We start from the raw sequence: 20,201 nt of genomic DNA, 5'->3' as shown, positions 1-20,201 counted from the left end.
TAAAATTTGACATAATTATAAAAAAAATGCCGGCATTAGAGCCGGCATTCATATCTGAAATCAAGTTCTAGAAAAACTTAACACGATTGTCTTTAATATTCGCTTTGTCACGAAGCACCGAAAATGCTTCACCTTGTAAACGCTGAGCGGCACCCTGGGCGATCTGCTCTTTCTGTTTTACCGGGTTGGTTAATGGAGCTGGATTAGTAAACCCGCTTACGGATACAACGTAAACACCTTGCTCGCCGGCAACAGGTTTAGAAAGTTTGCCCGGCTGTAAACCGAACAGTGTTCCTACAACTTTATTTTCCTGTGATAAACCAGGGATTATTGGATTGGCAAAAACAACGTTTTCAACCGGCACGGCTTGCTTTCCTACTTTCTGAGCAACCTGTGCGATTGATGAAGAGCCCGCAAGCGCCTTGTCAAATTTCTCTGTCAGCATTTTTGCTTTAACACGGTTAATTACCATTTGCTCGATCTGCTTTTTCACTTTGTCGAGCGGCAATTCACCGGCTTCGCGTATGTCAGTTAATTTTGCAACGACATATTTGTTATCCATTTCAAAAACCTGGTCGGATACGTCGCCTTCGTCAGCTTTAAACGCCCAGCGAACCATGTCCCTCGGATTCTCAAGTCCCTGTATAAATCCTTGTGAACCGGTTACATTTTCTGCGGATTCTTTTTTCAGGCCTTGCTTGGAAACAGCCGCGTCAAAATCTTTGCCGGAAATACCACTCAAAAATGCAGAAGCTTTCGCGTAAGCCGCTTGCTGCGTTTTGTTGCTGCTGTTTAATGCTTTGTCAACTACCGCAACTTTCGCCACTTTTGAAGATCCTACCTGCCTGTCAATATGAATAACGTGTACTCCGAACTGGGTAGTAATAACTTTCAGGTCGCCGGTAGCGCCGTTAAATACAGCGTCCTCGAACGCCGGAATCATCTGGCCGCGTCCAAAAGTGCCAAGATCACCGCCTTTGTCCTTAGAACCATCGGTTCCGAACTTCTTCGCCAGGTCAGCAAAACTTGTGCCTTTACGAATTAAGTTAGCAATTGAATCGGCTTTAGCTTTCGCCTTATCAAGGCCGCCTTCTGTAGCCGGATTTAAAAGTATGTGACTTGCTTTAACCGAATCTGGACCTACACGCTCGTCGATTATTTTAGCCATACGGTATGCACCGTTACTGAAAACCGGACCAACAACTGTTCCTTTAGCTGCTTTAAACACTAATGAATCCAGTGCAGGATCAAGTTGTCCCTTATGAACATAGGCGATTGGCGACTTTGTGTCGGCATTAATGCTGACAAATAATGAGTCGTTATTGGTAGTTCTGAAATCCTGAGCTATCTTCTCTACGCCAGCTTTAACCTCGGCCGAATCTGCTTTGGAAGCCTGCGCATTGAAAACAACATACTCGATTGAACGAGTTTCCTCACGATTTTTAAAACGAGCCTTGTTTTCGTTATAATATTCTTTGTAGTCTTCGTCACCAGGCTTTACATCCTTATCGGGAATTGAAGCATAGTCGAGATTGACGTAGCTAAAGTTTGCCAGTTTATTCCTGTTCAGGTAATCATCCTTAGCTTCAAGGTTGGTTACGTAAACACTGTTTTTAACAAGATTTGAATATTTCTGTGCCAGGCGGCTTTGTTTCAAACCCACTAAAAAGGCACCCCACTGCGCGCGTACTTCCGGAGCCTGGCTACTAACGTTTGCCAGGAAGCCGTTTAATTGCTGGCGGTTTATCTGTCCTGTCTTTGGATCGCCGAAATTTTGAACAACCATTGGATCAGGGTTTTTACCGGTGATCATGTCGTTGATCTCGTTTTTACCCACTATTAAACCCAGGCGCTCTACTTCTTTACGCATCACTACTTCGCTGATAAGCTGGTTCCAGGTATTTTCCTGAACATACGCTGTCATCTGAGGGTTCAGGCTGGCCTGGCCCATTTGCTGCTTAAAGTTGTTGGTGTTTTGCTCAACCCTGGCGTTGTAATCCTGAATATCCACCGTTTCGCCAGCAATTTCACCTACCTGGTTTCTGCTTGCAGCCATAAACGGACTTCCCATCCTTACCGCGTCACTAAGTAAAAACGCAAAAATTGCCAAACCGATCACTACCACGATGATAATGCCTGCGCGGTTCCGCAAAAAACTCATTAATCCCATATACTTATTACAATATTAAATTCTGTTTTGGGGGGCTTATCAATTAAACCATCCCCGAAAAGAGGGCGCAAGATACAATTTTTGAGAAAAAAATAAACAACAAAAATCAGGTGTTAATTTTTTGATTGCCTATGGTTTAGTTCCCCAGCGGCAAGCCTTGCTGATCCTTCTGTTTTACATCGAAATTACCGGTTGACTGGCGGATTTCGTAATAGGTGAAATCCTCATTTGCCCAGAAACTGGTGCCATAAATCGTTTCACTTTTGGTGGTAATGCTAACAAGCTTGTTCGAATAAAACCGTTTTTTATTCTCATCCCAGAACAACTCATCGGATTTAAAAGTCTTTCCTTCCGGGTTTGTAGCTACTACGTTCTTACGCAGCTCAACAACTTTTTCGTTTTCACGGCTGATGGCGTAATCAGATGTTACACGACTTGTCTCTTTTTGAGCCGGATCATAGAAAATTACCGTAACGCCTTTCGGCATCTCGTAATAAGGGCTTTTTGTTTCGTAATGAAATAGAACAGGCGTATTCATTTTCGCTTTTACGACAGCGGAATCGCTGTAAATTACCTGGACGCCATAGGATTTATCAACCGGTACGGAGACCTTTTTGGAAGATATCCGTTCGACATCTTTCAAATTGTTTTCGCATGATGATACTAATAAGCTTATTAACAGCAGAATAAGCAATGAACTTATAATAGAACTGGATGCGACGTAATTTCCAGGCACGTCCAACTCTCTTTTAAGCCTTACTGCTCTCATTTGTCTTTAATCAAACTTATACTTAATGAACCACTGGTCATTCAGCGTAAAGCCAATGTAAATATTAGCATAGCGTTCGCGAACCAACCCGTTATCCAAAGTTCCGCGTTGGCCAAGTTCTGCCCCGATATTGATCTTATAAAATGTTGACCGGTTTGATGGCAGCGGAAGTCCTAAACCCAGCGTAATAGCTTTCGAAGTTATATCAGTATTATTGATGTTTATGTAAGACTTGTCGTAGCGAAAACCAAGACGATAATCGATCAGGTTAAAGTAATTACTTACTGCAGTCGGATCAGGGGTGATTTGTCCGCCCACGTTAACCGTATAGCTATCATTAAGACCCTGGTTAACATTGCCTACGCTAAAATCAGACCACTTGCCCATTTTAAAATCTGCACCGAACAACCACCTGTTAGTATTAGAGATTGAAAAACCGACAGCGTTATTTAAAGGAAGTTTAATTTTTTGCTTATTTCCCTCCTGGTTGTAGGATGTATCGATTGCCGTTGATTCGTCGCCGCTGTTGTTTATTGTATAGCGGGTAGCTAATGTTGTATACTTGCCATCAATTGACGAGTTAGCGCTGCCCGAATACCCGATTGTAAGATTTATCTTTTTAGACAGTTTGGTATAAAACTGCGCTCCATAGTCGAAAGAAAATCCTGAGATACTGGCGCTTCTATCGATCCGCGAATTAGTAAAGGTCACAATATCGTCCGGAAACTCTGTCGAGCGTTTACTGCTAAGCTTACCAAACAGGTAGGAAGCATTGAAACCAAAACTTATATGCTTGCCCAGACCAAAGCCATATCCAACATACGCCTTTGACAGGCCTCCATCGCCGCTGTAAACATAATCTACATTATTTGTATCAATAGTTGCTTTTTGGCGGTAATTGTAACCCACATTAGAGTAAGGCAACAAACCAAAGCTAAGCGCCGATTTCTTTGTTACTGGTATTCCAAATGCTATATGTCCTAATGATGCTGTATAACTTGACTCGGTCTGATTACTTTTACTTAACTCGCTGATGCTGTTGGTCATTCCTATTTCGAAAGTAGTTAGGCGGATAGCCGAATAGGAAGCCGGGTTTTCCGGGTTAACATTAGAATAGAGTCCAATTTGCCTAACCCCTGTGGCAATGCCGCCCAGTCCGCGGTTTTGCGGAAGAATAGGACCGACAAGATTCCCCAGGCCAAATTGCGAATACGGAGAATTGGTTGTTGTTTGAGCATTGGAGCTGAATGCCAGGAAAATACCGCCCAATATGAGTAGAGTCTTTTTTATATTCTTAATCATTTATCTGATGTATAACTTCGTTCAAACCAGAGAGAACCAAATGAGGTTCGGTTTTAACAATGGGGGCAAAGATGCTATTTTTCAATTGCCTATCAAAAAAAGGTGCATCACCGCCACAAAGTAGTATTTTAATATCCGGGTGTTGTTGTTTGTAATAGTTAATAAAACCTGCAGCTTCATGTATCAAACCAGTTTGAGCTCCTGCCAGCATGCAACTCAGCGTGTCATTTCCGCTTTGCTGATCAAATTCCGGATCGGGTGAAAACAATGGTAACCGGCCGGTATAATAATTCATCGCCGTTAAGCGCATCTTTAAACCAGGTGAGATAACACCTCCCGGGTAATTTCCTTCCCTATCGACAAAATCGTAAGTAACACAAGTTCCTGAATCTATAACAAGAATATCTTGCGAACAGTATAGGTTATGGGCGCCGATAACAGCCGCATAACGGTCAAGGCCAAGCGTTTCAGGCGTTTTATACCGGATGCTGACATTAGTTTTTATACTCGTGCTGAAGCGCTGATAGTTTGAAAAAGACTTCAGATGACTTTCGAGATCGAATGCAGGATCCTCGACGGCTGACACAATGGAATTATCGACATTGTGGCCATTGATAAAATTGCTGATTGTTGATTCTGTAAAATCCTGGTAAGCAGCCGATTTAACCAGCTCTCGATTATTGAATATGGCAATCTTGGTAAAAGTGTTACCAATATCAATAACCAGATTGATCATCAGGCATGAACCGTTTTAAGTATCGATTCGAAAATACCGAGTCCGTCCTGGTTCGCAACTAATGAATCAGAAGCACGTTCCGGATGAGGCATCAACGCAAAAACGTTACGTCGTTCGTTGCATACTCCTGCTATATTCTCCAGCGATCCGTTTGGATTAGATTCAGCAGTGATATTTCCGCCTGCGTCGCAATAACGGAATAACACCTGGTCATTATCATTCAGCTTTTTGATGGTGTCGGCGTTTGCAAAATAATTTCCTTCACCGTGTGCGATTGGGATCTTCAATGCCTTATTTACATCCAGTGAAGAGGTAATTAAAGAATTACTCGTTTCTGCCTTGAGGTAAATATTTTTGCAAATAAATTTACGGTTTGTATTATGCAGCAAAGCTCCTGGTACCAGCCCGGCTTCGCACAAAATCTGGAACCCGTTACAGATACCCATCACATATCCGCCTTTGTTGGCAAACTGGATAACTTCCTGCATAATCGGCGAGAATCTCGCAATTGCTCCCGACCGAAGGTAATCTCCATAAGAAAAACCTCCTGGCAGAACAATAAAGTCGGCATTCTGCAAATCATGATCTTTATGCCATAACTTTACAACTTCCTGTTGCATGATATCCCTGAGAACATAGATGATATCCTCATCACAGTTTGAACCGGGAAAAACTACTACTCCAAACTTCATAGCCACAAAACTATCTATTTTTTGCGGTATCGGAACGCTTAAAGTGTTAAAAAAGGTTAATCTGGGAGGAAAGACGGAAAGTGAAAAAAGCCCGAAAGACAAAAAATTAACAGCTGAGGTCGACTACTCAAACCTGCGGGTTGACCCCTGATACCTTCCTAAAACACCTGGAAGTAAATAATAAACCCAACAAGAATCAGGTAAAGGCTTTCGTAGATCCAGCGCTTGCGGGCCTGGAGAAAGTAATAAGCTATTAATATTGCTACTGATGATACGCACAACAGGAAATGGATTACATCAAAACGGGTTTTCAGAATCACGGAAACCAGCGCCAGCAGAAACATGAAGAAAAAAACCTGGTAAGCCTTACGGACCTGCACAAAGCTTTTGAAAAAAACCTGCCTGAGCGCAAAAGAAGAAATCAGGCATATCACGGCCAGCGGTATCAGCGGAAGGTAATCATTAAGCTTAAACGGGATGTTTGTCAATACCGGCTGTGTTAAGGGCTTCCAGATGTAATAAAAGCTGCCAAGCATATCGTGCCAGTAATAATAAACGGCTACAAAGAAATAAACGGTTATAAACCCCAGCAACGCGGCAATCCACTCACGCCAGTTAAACGGCCGGAAGATTACCAGGCTTACCCAAAGCAACAGCAGCATGGCAATAAAGGGAAAATAGATCATCGTTCCGGCGGCCACGATCATTCCTTCATCAAACATTACCGACAAGGCATCCTCATTACGATATAACTTCAGGAACTTTGAAATGATCCACAAGCTCATAAAGTTGCATAGAAGAGGTGCGCTAATTATTAAAAATGGCGGCAAAATGCTGGATACAGTAACGAACATCAATGCCGGCAAAAAAGACGGCTTCCCCAAAAGGTTATGTTCATTTACTATTTTGTTGAAAAGTATCGCCTGGGCAATTGTCAAAATCATTGCTGAAAGCACATTACTTAAGGGCGTAAAAAATAACTGCAGTGCTTCATTAGAGATTAACTTGGAAATTGGCTCTTCCATGGAAATCTCAATCTTTTCAGGTAAAGAATAGAAAAATCCTATCCGGAGAACGAAAGCAACCAGCACTAACAATAGTAAGTTTACGGGATTTAGCTTTCGGAACTGGTTGATCATACCGGATATTTAGTGCAATTATAATGCAAAGCTCCGATATGTTAAAGCCGTGCCACCTTATTCGGCGTAGCGATTAACCAGGTTGTCGATTATCGACTCTGTCTCGTCAGGGAAACTGACTTTTGGAACTACATCCGAATGAAGCCAGCTTTTAAGCTTCAATACAAAAGAGTCATCAAGATGGTAAACCACCGGAACTCCCAGTCTTTTGGCAGCTTCGGCATTGCATTGCTGTTCGTATTGGAACTTCATGGGCAGCATGATCACTTTTTTGCCGAGAAAGAGCGCTTCGGCCGGACCTTCAAAGCCGCCGCCGGTTAGTAATCCATGGCAGTTTGCCAGACTTATATTGAATTGACTGTTATTAACAGGCCTTACAGCGACATTGGTATCAGTAAATGGTATTTTACTATGTTTACTGAAGACTTCAAACTTAACCTCGGGCACGAGTTTCAAATATTTTAACAAGGTTTGATCGGAATAGGCCGGAAGATATACTGTTACGTGCCCTAAGTCCTTCGATTCCGTTTGCCGTATTTGACTGCGGATTACCGGCGTATGGATAAAATCCTCGTAACGTTCGAAATGAAACCCGATTTTATGCGTTGACGGGGCATAATACTTGAAAAGCCACTCCGTATAATTCGATTGCTTAACTGGGCGGGGCGTACGATCGGACAAGAAAGAGCTTTGATGACTAAGCGCAATGCAATTCCTATGCTGCAAGCGGCAGGCCCAGGCCGTTACGGGCTCGTAGTCGTTTATAATAAGGTTATATTGTTTCAGCGGAAATGACTTAATGTCTTTCCACAATCGCGGCAGATTCATTGATCTATATGTTTTCCAATGATCCACTCCCCCCTTTTCGCCGAAAATAAAACTGAAACCGTGATAGTGATGTGTGATCGGTTGATCAGGTAATATATCGGCCTGAGTTCCGCTCACCAGGACATCAACTTCGCCATGCCGTTGTAACAGGGGTATAATCTCTCTGGCCCGGCTTGTATGTCCATTTCCAGTGCCTTGTATGGCGTAAAGTATCTTCATAAATCTGTAAACAAAATACGACAGGCAATTCTTTAAGCAAATATGCCTATTAAGCGGCAATTGTAAAACTTCTAAGAAACTTCTGCTTTGAAGCGCTCAAATAAGATCTTAACATCAAGGCGCTCCTTAAAATTGTCTTCGTCTTCACCGTCCGTTCCATCGTTATATTTATCGAACGCGACAGGATGATACTGGAATACTTCCCACCTGCCATCATTAAATTCGAGAGCTGTGAGATTTTCAATCCAGTCCCCGGAGTTCAAATAAGTGATTATTTTGTTCTCACAGGGTATCGAACGGATTTCAGGTTGATGAATATGGCCGCATATTACGTAATCATAACCTTTTTCGGCGGCAAGTTCCGCGGCTGTTTGTTCAAAGTTATTAATGAACTTTACGGCATTTTTAAAGCTTGATTTAATACGTTTCGAGAAGCTCATTTTTTCTCTTCCCAACAGACTTAAGCCCCAGTTTACAAACCTGTTAAGCAAAATCAATGTGTCGTAGCCGACCGCGCCAAGCCTGGCCAGCCATTTTGAATGTTGCATGGTAACATCGAAAACGTCTCCGTGAAAGATCCAGGCTTTCTTATCTCCAACGTTCAGGAGAAGTTTATCCATCAGTTTAAAGCTGCCCATACTCAGGTCGGTAAACTTGCGAAGCATTTCATCGTGATTACCGGTAAGATAATAGACCGGCACACCATCAGTTATAAATTTCATGATCTTGCGGATCACTTTCATATGTGCCTCGGGCCAGTAAGATTTACTGAACTGCCAGATATCGATGATATCTCCGTTTAAAATAAGCGTTCCGGGTTTAATGCTTTTGAGATATTGAAGCAATTCAGCAGCATGACAGCCGTAGGTTCCCAAATGCACATCTGAAATAACAACCAGTTCTACTTCCCTTTTTCCAGTTTGTTCGCTAGTCTTCTTCATCTTCTACCATTAAATCATATGGGCCTATTAAAAATGCAAGACCCAAAGTCAGTAGAATGAAAACCAGCAGGTAATACAAAAGATCAGCGCCCATATTTGATGAGGTTTTCCAAAGCAAGGCAACTGTTGTTAGCTGTATATTAAGGAGTTATTAAATTTTAATCCGGCTGACCGGCAAGCATTTTTTGAATGCGCAGGAGTTGTTTGTAATGATGCTTTGTATGGATTTCTATAAACCGAAGCCATTGAACAGCCGTTAAAGGACCAAGCCGTGGGTGCTGAACACGTTGATTGGCTGGAGCCTTTTTTATAAGTGGAACAACTGCTTCTAGCTTATGCTTAAAGTCGATGACGAGGTTACTGGCCTCTTCTTTTGACATTTTTTTTATTTCTGCGCCTAAATTTTCGGGCGCTTTCAGTTTTACTGGAGGAAAGCGACCAAACAGGAAAACCAGCCGGGCGGCCAGTTTAGTAGTACCAGTAACCGTTTTATGTGATCTTATACACCGTTCTATCGGCATGAGCGACATCAGGTTGAGATCAAAGATGTGTGAATAAACTTCAGAATATGACCATACACCGTCGGCAGGTGTTTTCTGGAAATCTTCGTCGCTTATTTTTTTAAGAAAATTTAAAAAATCATCGCTTGTTTCAACGATGCCTGCGGCTATTTTTCCTATGTTCATAAAAGGGCGGTTAGTTCTTTCAGTGCTGAGATTTGTGTTGTAACATCAGCGGGCTTATCCTTGTTTAACGGGTTGAAATAAATTGCATCCATCCCATAATTTAACGCGCCGTATATATCGGCTTCAAGACTGTCGCCAACCATCAAACTTTCGTGTTTCTCTGCCGCAGCACCGTTCAGGGCAAAGTCAAATATCGCCTTATCAGGCTTGTTTACACCAACTATTTCCGATATAATAACTGTCTTGAAATGCCTTTTCAATCCGGTAAGTTCGATCTTTATCTCAGTGGATTCCCTGAATCCGTTTGAAATAAGATGTAAATTATATTTGTTGCCGAGATAGCCAAGCGTGTCATGGGCATCGGGAAACAAGTTGGTTTTTGTTGGGCAAATACGTACATAATCATTTTCAAAATCGACCGGAATTGATTCATGAGACAAACCCAGTTCAATGAAAGTACGCTTAAAGCGATGTTCCCGCAAATAATCTTTACTGATTTTTCCAACATGATATTCGGCCCACAACGTATGATTATTGCGTGTGTAGGTTTCGATAAATAGATCAGCCGAATGAAGCCCGAGTGATTTTAATGAATGTGCGTGATACAGTTCGTGGAGAGTTTCTTCTGCGTTTTTATCGAAATCCCAGATAGTGTGATCCAGGTCGAAAAAAATGTGTTTATACATGCTTTTTAAAGTTCAAGGTTTGGGATAGATAAGGTGCTGATAGCTCATCGTTAATAGATCATGGTTGATAGCTCATGGCTCAAAGCTGATAGCTATTCAACTCTTCACGCCATATGCCAGATCGCCGGCATCACCCAAACCCGGAACGATGTAAGCTTTCGTGGTCATTTCTTCATCTACCGCCCCAACCCAGACATTAGCTTTCGGCAAGTTAGCTTTTACATGGGCCAGACCTTCGGTACTTGCAATTACTGATACGATATGAAGTTCCCTGATTTTATATTGCGATAAAAGTTCTTTACAGCACAGCACCATACTTAAACCGGTAGCAAGCATCGGATCAGCTATTATTACGATTTTATCATCCAGCGGTGGTGTTGAAATATAATCCATTTTAATTTCAAAGCCGCCGGCTTTGTTAGTTTTTCTGTAAGCGGAAATGAATGCAGAGTCCGCTTTATCAAAATAATTGAGCAAGCCTTTATGCAAAGGCAATCCTGCCCGTAGTATCGTAGCTATCACGGGCTGCTGTTCAAAAATTTCAACTGTAGCTGTGCCAAGCGGCGTTTCAAAATCAGTTTCGAGATATTGGAAGGTCTTTGAAATTTCGTAAGCAAAAATCTCCCCCAATCTTTCGAGGTTTTTACGAAAACGCATGCTATCTGTCTGAATTGTTACATCACGCAATTCGGCAATAAAATGATTGCCAATGGAAGGCGTTTCGCTTAAAATAAATGTCATACGATAAAATTAAGACTATTTTCAGTATGTAACAGCCAATTTGCACGCTAAAATACTCATGTTATATAAACATCAAAAGCGTTGTTACCGGCAAGATTTTTAAATTTTCAATAAACCAAATCCCTTTATAAAACGTATATTTCATATTAACGAGCATTATTTGGTGATAATGTTTTGTTAAATAAGGTTTGATTTGGGGGCCACCAGGTGGTCCCCTTTTTTATCTGCCTCTCTACCGATCAATGTTTATCTTTGTTTAACACATGGATTTCAATTTAACTTCGCAATACCAGCCAACAGGCGATCAGCCAAACGCTATAAAACAACTTGTTGAAGGTGTAAACTCCGGTGAGCACTATCAAACTCTGCTGGGAGTAACTGGCTCTGGTAAAACTTTTACTGTTGCCAATGTCGTGCAGCAAACCCAGAAACCAACGTTGGTTTTAAGTCATAACAAAACACTTGCAGCCCAGCTATATGGGGAATTCAAACAGTTTTTTCCCGAGAATGCGGTTAACTATTTCGTTTCCTACTACGATTACTATCAGCCGGAAGCCTATATAGCTTCTTCAAACACCTATATCGAAAAAGACCTCCAGATAAACGATGAAATTGAAAAGTTAAGGCTTCGGACAACATCTGCACTTATGTCGGGCCGCAGAGACATTATTGTCGTTTCTTCTGTTTCCTGCATATATGGTATGGGAAACCCCGAAGATTTTTCAAATTCCGTTTTCCGTTTCGCCGTAGGAACTCGTGTAAGCCGCAACGCGTTTCTGCATCGCCTTGTGGAAATTCTATACTCACGAACAACTGCCGATTTTCGCCGGGGAACTTTTCGCGTTAAAGGAGACACGGTAGATATTTACCCGGCATACATGGATTATGCATACCGCGTATCATTTTTTGGCGACGATATCGAAGAGTTGAGTGCAATTGATCCGGCTTCGGGGAAAACACTTGAAAAGATGACGCATCTTGCGATATTTCCGGCAAATCTTTTCGTTACGCCAAAGGATAGGTTCAATAAATCTGTATGGGCAATACAGGAAGAACTGGAAGCAAGAAAAGAACAATTCATAAAAGAGCAGCGCTTCCTGGAAGCGAAGCGTTTGGAAGAGCGGGTAAATTACGATCTCGAAATGATGCGGGAACTGGGTTATTGCAGCGGTATCGAAAATTATTCTCGCTTTTTTGACGGCCGGTCGCCCGGGATGCGGCCTTTTTGTCTTCTAGATTATTTCCCCGACGATTATCTAATGGTAATTGACGAGAGCCATGTAACTGTGCCACAAATACGGGCCATGTACGGCGGAGACCGCTCAAGAAAGATGGCTCTCGTTGACTATGGTTTCCGTTTGCCGGCGGCTTTAGATAATCGCCCCCTTAACTTTAACGAGTTCGAGCGACTGGCGCCGCAAACTATCTATGTAAGTGCAACACCTGGCGATTATGAACTGGAAAAGACTGAAGGCGTTTTTGTGGAGCAGGTGATCAGGCCAACAGGCTTGCTCGATCCAACCATAGAAATCAGGCCTGTTATAAACCAGGTGGATGATCTGCTTGAAGAAGTGGACCAAACGGTAAAATTAGGCGACAGAATTTTAGTTACCACGTTAACCAAGCGCATGGCGGAAGAGCTGACCAAATACATGGACCGGCTTGGGATAAAGGTTCGCTACATCCATTCGGAAGTAAAAACTTTGGAACGGGTGGAAATTTTACGTGGTTTACGTTTAGGCGAGTTTGATGTGCTGGTTGGAATTAATCTTTTGCGGGAAGGATTGGATTTACCGGAGGTTTCGCTCGTAGCGATCTTAGATGCTGATAAAGAAGGATTTTTGCGCTCCGAGCGATCGTTAATTCAAACCATTGGCCGTGCCGCCAGAAACGACCGCGGTCGGGTAATCATGTATGCCGATCAGATGACCGAAAGCATGCGTATCACAATCGAAGAAACTAATCGTCGGCGCGATAAACAAATTGCTTACAATCTTGAACATGGCATTGTTCCAAGAACAGTCGGCAAGTCGAAAGAAGCCATCATTGAACAAACTTCAGTGGTAGATTTTAAAGGCGGCGTTCAGAAAGCTTACATAGAAAAAGAAACGGCCGATAGTATCGCTGCCGATCCGATAGTTCAATATATGAGCAAGCCGGAACTTCAAAAATCTATTGAAAACACGAAAAAACAAATGCTCGCGGCAGCGAAGGACATGGATTTCCTCTCGGCAGCGAAGTTGCGTGATGAAATGTTTGCATTAGAGAAAATGATGGACGAGCGGTTTGGAAAGTAAGCTACTATGAATTTGAGTATTTTACCTTCAGACATTTTTAACGAATACAACAAAATTGCAACTGAAGACCATTTAAAAAACTATGAACTTCTTGAGGACAGCGAATTGTCAATTGATACATTTAGTTTTTATACATCAGTAGCTGCTGTTTTTTCCTCTAAAATTGAAGGCGAACCTATTGAATTAGATTCTTACGTAAAGCATAAACGCTTTGGAATTGAGTTTTTGCCAGATTACACCCGAAAAATAGACGACCTGTATAATGCCTATCAATTTGCCAACAACAATAGTTTAACAGAGAGCAATATTCTCAATGCTCATCAATTACTTACTAAACATATTTTACCTAAAAGCCATCAGGGAAAAATCAGAACCGGCAATATGTTCGCAACAACAGCTGATGGAAAAATTGAATATGTGGCCGCACAAGCTGGATCGGTTAATAATGAACTAAAAAAGTTCTATCAGGATTTAAATACATTGTCAACTAAGCAATTGACCATACAGGAAATCTTTTTTTTCGCATCATTGCTTCACCTGGTCTTCGTAAAAATTCATCCTTTTGATGATGGGAATGGAAGAATATCCCGCCTTATTGAAAAATGGTTCCTGTCCGAAAAACTTGGAGATAAAGCCTGGCTTATTGAATCTGAAAAGAATTATTACGATAATCATAAAACGTATTACAAAAACATTCGCTTGTTAGGGTTAGAATATGAATCACTGGATTATTCCCAGGCATTACCTTTTCTGTTAATGCTGCCTGACAGCGTAAAACATCATTAATAACATGAACGGACAAAACAGGGACGATGTATACCCCGGTCTTGAAGTAGATATAATTCTTAAAAAGGACCAGCGAAGCGGCAAACGTACACGCGGGATAGTGAAAGATTTGCTAACCAGCTCAAGATTTCATTCCAGGGGTATAAAAGTAAGACTGGAAGATGGTCAGATCGGACGGGTAATTGAAATAATTGAAGATTAATGGAATACTCTGCAAGCTATTTCATTGAAAAGTTTCAATTGGCTGAACATCCTGAGGGCGGCTATTTCCGCGAAGTGTATCGCTCGGAAGAAAAAGTCTTACGGCAGGGCTTACCACAACGATTTACAGGCGACCGGAATTTGTCTACATCCATTTATTTCTTACTGGAATGTCATCAATTTTCAGCTTTTCATCGAATCAAAAGCGATGAACTCTGGCATTTTTATTACGGATCGCCGTTAACAGTTTATGTTATTCATCCATCAGGGGATCTTGAGAAGATCAAGCTTGGTAACGATCCCGAAAATGGCTGTACTTTTCAGGCTGTCGTTAAAGCCGGATGCTGGTTTGCTTCTCAGCCGGAGACCCAGTTTTCGTTAGTGGGTTGTACGGTTGCCCCGGGCTTTGATTTTGAAGACTTTGAAATGGCGGAAAAGCGAAAGCTGCGCGAGCAGTTTCCGCAGCATTTTGAATTGATTAACAGGCTGTCCCAATAATTCATAGTATTGTAACGTTTAAATTGCGCTGAAACAATTCACTAAAATATTCATCTATATTTGTATCGAATTATTTAGAAATGGGTTTATTAAGATTTTTAATTATTTCAATCTGCCTTCTCTGGGCAGTAAGATTTATTGTCAGACTAGTTCTTCCACTGGTTTTTCAAAGCCTCGTTGGCAAAGCTCAGCAACAAGCTAGCCGTAGTTATCAGAATCAAAACTCTTACCAGCAGCACAAGCCTGAAGGGAAAATTCATATTGACTATGTGCCTCCTAAAGATAAAGAAGCCAAAGCTGCAGACAAGGCCGGTGACTTTGTTGAGTTTGAGGAGATAAAGTAGATTTAAAAGCAGGCATCCTGTTTTAATCAAATCCTTGCATTTTCGTTAGGGTTTTGAACGATTTACTTTAAGGAGTATAGTTCAAAGCTTGCTCTATCATCTACTGCTAAATTATCCAGTCATTTGTTATTTATAAGCACGGCTTTAGTAAAAGTCTACTTATAAGATAGAGGCTCGAGGACGGATTTGAACCGTCGTAAAAGGTTTTGCATACCTCCGCCTGACCACTCCGCCATCGGTGCCGGCATCCTTTTAATCTATGATGCCGGCGATCCTAACCGTTAATTCACATCAAACCAAAGTTTGGTAGTTAACAGGTCGGCACCCTGGTTAGTCACGGCGGCTTTGTAACTGTCGGCATTAAGTGACTGCTCCGTTCCCGGATAAATAAAGCGCTGTGGAATTTTACCGTTAAGCGTTCCGGCAACGGCAGGCTGCAATTGCGGATAATCTAAGCGGCGCCACTCGGCGAAAGCTTCGAGACCCTGGCCAAAAAGGGCAATCCATTTTTGTTCCCCGATCGATTTTCTAAAATTGGAAGCACCATATTGAATAGCAGGCGAAGCAAGGTAAGTGTTTATCTCACTGTCGGCCGTTCCGTACTGTGTTAAAGACGCTCGTATAGCCTGCAGGTATAGATCAGCGGCATTTTCGACCGTAAATCCGCGGGCCGCCGCCTCAGCACGGTCAAACAACACTTCTGCATAACTGATGATTACTGCAGGGGCATGCGGCGCTAAAAAGTACGTGCCGGGTTTCGATGTTCTGGTGAATCCAAGATTACTTGCATCGCCGACCAGCAAGCCATTCGGTATACCTACATAGGTTTTATCTGTAGGATCCTTTGTTTTGCTTGCATATACAGGCAGACGCGGATCGTTTAACGCGAATAATTTATCAACAATGGTTTTACTGATGCGGTAATCGTCACGTGTATCAAATAAATTGCTGATTGGATTCTGATTTGGCGAATCAAGATAAACAAGCTGCGCAGTTTCACTGTTTGAGCTGATAAGCAGGCCCCCTTCAGCTTGTATCTCTGCAAAAACCTGTTTCGCTCTTTCCGGCTCACGATCAGCAATTCGCAAGGCAATCCGGATACGCAAAGAATTGGCAAATTTCTTCCATAAAGCGATATTATTTCCATAAAGAACATCACCTGAAATAGCTTTTCCCGCCGGGTCTAGAGCAGCCTGGGCCGCTTTCAGATCGTCCAGCAATGAAAAATAAACGTCCTTCTGAGTATCGTAAGCCGGAGTTAGATATTCATCGATACTGGCTGCCTGTTTATACGGAATGTTGCCATAAGCATCGGTCAATAACTGAAACACCCATGAACGCAGCACTAAGGCAACACCCTTGTAATTAGGATTCGATTGTTCATCGCCAATTTTAATGATCTGGTTGAGATTAACAATACTTTTTGAATATCCCGTTGTCCATAATTCCTGGAAGGCGCTGTTTGAAAAGATATATCTGTCGGGATCTGTGTACTGTATCTTTGCCCAATGCTGAACAAAAAGCAAGCTTGCATCCATATTATTGGCGGTACCCCAGTAGGTGTCAGCCGTAGATTTTGTCGCCGCTGTCAATAAGTAATCCGGCTGCGCATTTTGCGAAGCATTTGGATTTTGGTTGGTATCCTGAAGGTCTTTCTTGCATGATGTCACGGAAAACAAAAGTATCCCAGATATCATCAAAGCTATATAATTGAGTTTCATAAGTTTAGAAATTAAGGTTAATGTTAAAACCAACGTTGCGAACTGTCGGAAGGGTCAGATCTTCCAGACCCTGCCCGTTTCCCGTATTAAAAGCAGTTTCAGGATCGATATTTGGAACATTTTTATGAATTATCCAAAGATTACGGCCAACTAACGACACCGTGGCAGATTGCAGACCCAGCCCTTTTACCAGTTTGGACGGGAAAACGTAACCTATCTTCACTTCGCGTAACTTGACATAGGATGCATCGTAAACAAAAGACTCATCAAAGTTTGTGAATCCTTTGTAATAAGATTGAGCCGGGAGAATAGTAGTATTGGGTGTCCCGTCCGATTTTACTCCTTTGAAAATCATACCGTCATCGTATACAACTTCACCTTTGGGCGCTTGTCCTCCGTTGCTGATCTGCACTGCGGCAGTAGCGGTATTATTCTCCGGATAATAATAACTCAAACCACCGTTAGCTGCACCCCGGCCGGGCAATGTTGACGCCAGCACACCGGTGTAAGTCCCTGTACGATTAGTATTCGAATAAATCGATCCTCCTACCCGGGCATCAACTAAAAAACTAAGGTTTATCCCTTTATAGCTGAAGCTGTTATTAATGCTTCCAAGCCAATCCGGCGTAAATTTTCCTAAATATTGCTTGGTGGGATTAGTGACCGGCGTACCGTTAGCCCCGATAATAATCTGACCTGAGGCATCGCGAAGATAAGCATTGCCGAAGAGCGTGCCATAAGGTTTACCTACGGCTGCCAAAACCTGCACGGTCCGGTTGGTGCCAAGAATATAACTTTGCAGGCGACCTTCTTCATCAAGTGATTCAACCTTGCTTCGGTTCAGAGAATAATTGATCGTGACATCCCATAAAAAATCGCTTTTCTTAATCGGGGTGCCACCCAGTTGTATTTCAAGCCCCCTGTTGTTTATGCGGCCGCCGTTAATCAGTTGCTGGCTATAGCCTGTCGAAGGACTAACATCTACACTTAATATCTGGTTAACACTATTGGTATTGTAAGCACTCACATCAAGCCGTACGCGATCCTTTAAAAAGCCTAGTTCAAAGCCCGCCTCTCCCGAAGTTGTCGTTTCCGGTTTCAGGTTTGCGTTCAGGTTGACGCTGGCTGCGCTTTGCTGTGGATTGGAGCCGAAAAGCGTACCGAATGTGTAAGTATTAATTAACTGGTAAGGCGTTGTCGCTTTCCCGACCTTCGACCAGCCGCCTCTCAATTTAAAATAGCTTAATACATCGCCCTTCAGATTAAATGCCTCCGAAAGTATCAAACTTCCATTTACAGATGGGTAAAAGTAAGATAAGTTGGCTACCGGTAATGTAGAAGACCAGTCATTACGGCCGGTAAAATTTATATATGCATAATTCCTGAACCCAACCTGTGCCGAGCCGAAAATACTGTACGTTTTTAGCCTCCCATAGTAATTCGATGACACCAGCGGATCGCGGGAATTGCTGAGCGTATATAACCCTGCCACCGCCAGTTTAGGCGCTACCTGGTCATTCTGTTCGTTTATAATGGAACTCAGATTGCCTCCGGCGAAAACATCAATTGAAAAGTCATCGTTCAACTTTCTAGTGTATTGCAACCGCGCTTCTGTATTGGTTTCATTCACATAATATGCGTCTTCTTCATATGAGCCAAACGGCGTTCCATTGGTGCCATAAGCAATCCTTATTTTCCGGCGATCGTTATAAAAGTCTGTACCGGTACGGAAATTAGCAGATAAACCTTCGGCTATTTTGTAGTTAAGTTCAACACTTCCGATCAAGCGGTTTTTGTGTTGTCCGACAGTATTTTCATAAGCGATAAAGTATGGATTGCTGTAATAGCTGTTGTTCCAGTTAAACGTATTGCCGTTGGCATCACGATAAGGATAAAGCTGGTTTACATCGACCTGGCGCCCGAACCAGGTGAACTGTAACATGGTGCTTGTCGCCCTTCTGCCATAAGCGCCCGGCAAATTGTCAGCATCATCTTTGATGTAATTGGCAATAGCGGTCAATGTTAGATTTTTGTTTAGCTTGTAACTGCCGTTTAGTAAAAAGGAGTTTCTGCCTTGCGACGAGTTCGGCACAACTCCCGTTTGGTGTAGATTGTTGTACGATAACCTGAAATCATATTTTTCGCCGCTGCCCGAAAGTGCGACTCCATTGTTCAAGGTTACGCCTGTTCTGAAAAAACTGCGTACGTTATCCGGATGTGCTACGAACGGCACAGCCTGTCCGTTCGAATAAAACTGAGGAATCAGTGAGCCATCCAGCGCCGGCCCCCAACTCTCATCTACACCATCGTTTACACCACCGCCTTTACCGTCTACATAGCTGAATTTTCCGTTAGAACCCTGGCCATATGCATTCTGATAATCCGGAAACACATTCAGATTAGAGAAAGTAGTATTCGAGTTAACGGTTATACCAAGTCCCTTTGTTCCTTTACCGGTTTTTGTTTTAATCAGAATTACGCCGGCAGCAGCACGATAACCATATAATGCCGCCGCGTTTGGTCCCTTAAGCACACTGATGGACTCGATGTCTTCGGAGTTCAGATCAGAAATGGCATTAGCAAAATCCCTTGATCCATTGGTACCCTGGAACTGCGAATTATCAACAATCACACCGTCGACAACAAAAAGTGGTTGGTTATTACCCGATACCGAAGTTTCACCACGGATAACTATTCGGGAAGAACCCATGTCACCCTGACTATTGGTAACCTGTACACCAGCAATCTTGCCAGAAAGTGCATTGACCAGGTTAGTTTCCTTTGCCTGCGAAATATCTTTAGCCTTCAGCCCCTGAACAGCATATCCTAACGATTTTTTATCCTTGGAAATATTTAATGCCGTCACAACAACTTCGCTTAGAGAATTGGCGGTTTCCTGAAGCACTATCTGCAGGTTGGAATTATTTTGAGTAACTGTAATTTCCTGAGCAGTAAAACCGATGTAAGTTATTCTGAGCACATCGTTAACATTTGCCCTTACAGTAAATTTACCCTCAGTATTGGTTTGGGTGACAGCCGAAGATCCTTTCACTGTTATACTTACCCCTGGCAGGGGAAGCTTATCTGATTGCGCAGTGATAGTACCGCTTATTATGACAGATTGTGCTGCCACCTTCTGTAGAAAAATGAATGATAGTAAAATAGCAGGGAGCCATTTGTAAATTCTTTTCATGATAGTTTTAAATAGATTTTAATGTACATACATTGTAACATCCCGGGATTTTACCAGTTGCATGTGAAGATTAAAGACTAGGAATTAGTGTTCGGACGACGGTCCACGATTAAAATATCAACAGCAGCAACAACAACATGAGTGATTTGTGGCACATAGTGCCATAAATACCTTAACAGGCGAAGTGATAAGAACAGAAGATTTACGAAGGATGGTAGATGATGTTTTCATGGAATTATCGTTTAAACTAAA

The 20,201-nt window shown here is 42.3% G+C and carries 18 protein-coding genes; 5 read left to right on the top strand and 13 right to left on the bottom strand.

Annotation, left to right across the window (positions count from 1 at the left end):
• Nucleotides 1–67: 67 nt before the first annotated feature.
• The 11 genes from GS399_RS11940 to upp form a co-directional block, all read right to left on the bottom strand.
• Nucleotides 68–2,161 carry a SurA N-terminal domain-containing protein gene (locus GS399_RS11940; protein WP_369410122.1) on the bottom strand — a complete coding sequence of 698 codons (2,094 nt, stop codon included), beginning with the start codon at nt 2,159–2,161 and terminating at the stop codon, nt 68–70.
• Between the two features lie 145 nt (nt 2,162–2,306).
• Nucleotides 2,307–2,939 (bottom strand): LPS export ABC transporter periplasmic protein LptC, encoded by a 633-nt coding sequence (gene lptC / locus GS399_RS11935; RefSeq protein WP_160844869.1) that lies wholly within the window; start codon nt 2,937–2,939, stop codon nt 2,307–2,309.
• Nucleotides 2,940–2,945: 6 nt separating this feature from the next.
• Entirely contained in the window at nt 2,946–4,241 is a 1,296-nt protein-coding gene (gene bamG / locus GS399_RS11930) for a BamG family beta-barrel-assembly machinery protein (RefSeq protein WP_160844868.1), read from the bottom strand.
• On the bottom strand, nt 4,234–4,977 hold the full coding sequence (locus tag GS399_RS11925; protein WP_160844867.1) for a type III pantothenate kinase: 744 nt from the start codon (nt 4,975–4,977) through the stop codon (nt 4,234–4,236). The genes bamG and GS399_RS11925 overlap by 8 nt, the downstream gene beginning before the upstream one ends.
• Nucleotides 4,977–5,669: a phosphoribosylformylglycinamidine synthase subunit PurQ gene (purQ, locus tag GS399_RS11920; protein WP_160844866.1), complete on the bottom strand. Its 693-nt coding sequence runs from the start codon at nt 5,667–5,669 to the stop codon at nt 4,977–4,979. The genes GS399_RS11925 and purQ overlap by 1 nt, the downstream gene beginning before the upstream one ends.
• A 158-nt stretch (nt 5,670–5,827) precedes the next feature.
• Nucleotides 5,828–6,808 carry a beta-carotene 15,15'-monooxygenase gene (locus GS399_RS11915; protein WP_160844865.1) on the bottom strand — a complete coding sequence of 327 codons (981 nt, stop codon included), beginning with the start codon at nt 6,806–6,808 and terminating at the stop codon, nt 5,828–5,830.
• A 57-nt stretch (nt 6,809–6,865) separates the two neighbouring features.
• The gene (locus GS399_RS11910; RefSeq protein ID WP_160844864.1) at nt 6,866–7,855 is read right to left on the bottom strand and encodes a glycosyltransferase family protein; all 990 of its coding nucleotides are present in this window, start codon (nt 7,853–7,855) and stop codon (nt 6,866–6,868) included.
• A gap of 71 nt (nt 7,856–7,926) precedes the next feature.
• Nucleotides 7,927–8,796, bottom strand: coding sequence for a UDP-2,3-diacylglucosamine diphosphatase (locus tag GS399_RS11905; protein ID WP_160844863.1), 870 nt, complete (start codon nt 8,794–8,796; stop codon nt 7,927–7,929).
• Nucleotides 8,797–8,954: 158 nt separating this feature from the next.
• Nucleotides 8,955–9,482 carry a DinB family protein gene (locus tag GS399_RS11900; RefSeq protein WP_160844862.1) on the bottom strand — a complete coding sequence of 176 codons (528 nt, stop codon included), beginning with the start codon at nt 9,480–9,482 and terminating at the stop codon, nt 8,955–8,957.
• Nucleotides 9,479–10,168 carry a YjjG family noncanonical pyrimidine nucleotidase gene (locus tag GS399_RS11895; RefSeq protein WP_160844861.1) on the bottom strand — a complete coding sequence of 230 codons (690 nt, stop codon included), beginning with the start codon at nt 10,166–10,168 and terminating at the stop codon, nt 9,479–9,481. Before GS399_RS11895 ends, GS399_RS11900 begins: the two co-directional genes overlap by 4 nt.
• Before the next feature lie 96 nt (nt 10,169–10,264).
• On the bottom strand, nt 10,265–10,909 hold the full coding sequence (upp, locus tag GS399_RS11890) for a uracil phosphoribosyltransferase (protein WP_160844860.1): 645 nt from the start codon (nt 10,907–10,909) through the stop codon (nt 10,265–10,267).
• 263 nt (nt 10,910–11,172) lie between these two features.
• Between upp and uvrB the strand changes: the two genes are divergently transcribed.
• The 5 genes from uvrB to GS399_RS11865 all read left to right on the top strand — a co-directional run bounded on the left by uvrB (nt 11,173) and on the right by GS399_RS11865 (nt 15,035).
• Nucleotides 11,173–13,206, top strand: a complete 2,034-nt coding sequence (gene uvrB / locus GS399_RS11885) for an excinuclease ABC subunit UvrB (protein WP_160844859.1) — start codon at nt 11,173–11,175, stop codon at nt 13,204–13,206.
• A gap of 6 nt (nt 13,207–13,212) precedes the next feature.
• Entirely contained in the window at nt 13,213–13,992 is a 780-nt protein-coding gene (locus tag GS399_RS11880; RefSeq protein ID WP_160844858.1) for a Fic family protein, read from the top strand.
• Nucleotides 13,993–13,996: 4 nt separating this feature from the next.
• Nucleotides 13,997–14,194 (top strand): YwbE family protein, encoded by a 198-nt coding sequence (locus GS399_RS11875; RefSeq protein WP_160844857.1) that lies wholly within the window; start codon nt 13,997–13,999, stop codon nt 14,192–14,194.
• On the top strand, nt 14,194–14,691 hold the full coding sequence (locus GS399_RS11870) for a cupin domain-containing protein (protein ID WP_160844856.1): 498 nt from the start codon (nt 14,194–14,196) through the stop codon (nt 14,689–14,691). The genes GS399_RS11875 and GS399_RS11870 overlap by 1 nt, the downstream gene beginning before the upstream one ends.
• An 80-nt stretch (nt 14,692–14,771) precedes the next feature.
• Nucleotides 14,772–15,035, top strand: coding sequence for a DUF4834 family protein (locus GS399_RS11865; protein WP_160844855.1), 264 nt, complete (start codon nt 14,772–14,774; stop codon nt 15,033–15,035).
• Nucleotides 15,036–15,316: 281 nt separating this feature from the next.
• On the opposite strand, the gene GS399_RS11860 is transcribed toward GS399_RS11865, so the two are convergent.
• Together GS399_RS11860 and GS399_RS11855 are read right to left on the bottom strand one after the other, a co-directional pair.
• Entirely contained in the window at nt 15,317–16,756 is a 1,440-nt protein-coding gene (locus GS399_RS11860) for a SusD/RagB family nutrient-binding outer membrane lipoprotein (RefSeq protein ID WP_160844854.1), read from the bottom strand.
• 4 nt (nt 16,757–16,760) lie between these two features.
• Nucleotides 16,761–19,949, bottom strand: coding sequence for a SusC/RagA family TonB-linked outer membrane protein (locus tag GS399_RS11855; RefSeq protein ID WP_160844853.1), 3,189 nt, complete (start codon nt 19,947–19,949; stop codon nt 16,761–16,763).
• Nucleotides 19,950–20,201: the final 252 nt, after the last annotated feature.

The sequence above is a fragment of the Hufsiella arboris genome, from assembly GCF_009834875.1.
In the GTDB taxonomy this organism is placed as follows: domain Bacteria; phylum Bacteroidota; class Bacteroidia; order Sphingobacteriales; family Sphingobacteriaceae; genus Hufsiella_A; species Hufsiella_A arboris.
The sequence above is the reverse complement of the archived record's forward strand: the minus strand, read 5'-3'. Positions and strand labels throughout refer to the sequence as shown.

Coding starts and splice junctions, on each gene's coding strand:
- GS399_RS11910 (WP_160844864.1), bottom strand. CDS start 7,855: ATGAAGATACTTTACGCCATACAAGGCACTGGAAATGGACATACAAGC.
- GS399_RS11860 (WP_160844854.1), bottom strand. CDS start 16,756: ATGAAACTCAATTATATAGCTTTGATGATATCTGGGATACTTTTGTTT.
- GS399_RS11915 (WP_160844865.1), bottom strand. CDS start 6,808: ATGATCAACCAGTTCCGAAAGCTAAATCCCGTAAACTTACTATTGTTA.
- GS399_RS11870 (WP_160844856.1), top strand. CDS start 14,194: ATGGAATACTCTGCAAGCTATTTCATTGAAAAGTTTCAATTGGCTGAA.
- GS399_RS11880 (WP_160844858.1), top strand. CDS start 13,213: ATGAATTTGAGTATTTTACCTTCAGACATTTTTAACGAATACAACAAA.
- GS399_RS11875 (WP_160844857.1), top strand. CDS start 13,997: ATGAACGGACAAAACAGGGACGATGTATACCCCGGTCTTGAAGTAGAT.
- GS399_RS11905 (WP_160844863.1), bottom strand. CDS start 8,796: ATGAAGAAGACTAGCGAACAAACTGGAAAAAGGGAAGTAGAACTGGTT.
- GS399_RS11855 (WP_160844853.1), bottom strand. CDS start 19,949: ATGAAAAGAATTTACAAATGGCTCCCTGCTATTTTACTATCATTCATT.
- GS399_RS11895 (WP_160844861.1), bottom strand. CDS start 10,168: ATGTATAAACACATTTTTTTCGACCTGGATCACACTATCTGGGATTTC.
- lptC (WP_160844869.1), bottom strand. CDS start 2,939: ATGAGAGCAGTAAGGCTTAAAAGAGAGTTGGACGTGCCTGGAAATTAC.
- upp (WP_160844860.1), bottom strand. CDS start 10,909: ATGACATTTATTTTAAGCGAAACGCCTTCCATTGGCAATCATTTTATT.
- GS399_RS11900 (WP_160844862.1), bottom strand. CDS start 9,482: ATGAACATAGGAAAAATAGCCGCAGGCATCGTTGAAACAAGCGATGAT.
- GS399_RS11940 (WP_369410122.1), bottom strand. CDS start 2,161: ATGAGTTTTTTGCGGAACCGCGCAGGCATTATCATCGTGGTAGTGATC.
- GS399_RS11925 (WP_160844867.1), bottom strand. CDS start 4,977: ATGATCAATCTGGTTATTGATATTGGTAACACTTTTACCAAGATTGCC.
- uvrB (WP_160844859.1), top strand. CDS start 11,173: ATGGATTTCAATTTAACTTCGCAATACCAGCCAACAGGCGATCAGCCA.
- GS399_RS11865 (WP_160844855.1), top strand. CDS start 14,772: ATGGGTTTATTAAGATTTTTAATTATTTCAATCTGCCTTCTCTGGGCA.
- bamG (WP_160844868.1), bottom strand. CDS start 4,241: ATGATTAAGAATATAAAAAAGACTCTACTCATATTGGGCGGTATTTTC.
- purQ (WP_160844866.1), bottom strand. CDS start 5,669: ATGAAGTTTGGAGTAGTAGTTTTTCCCGGTTCAAACTGTGATGAGGAT.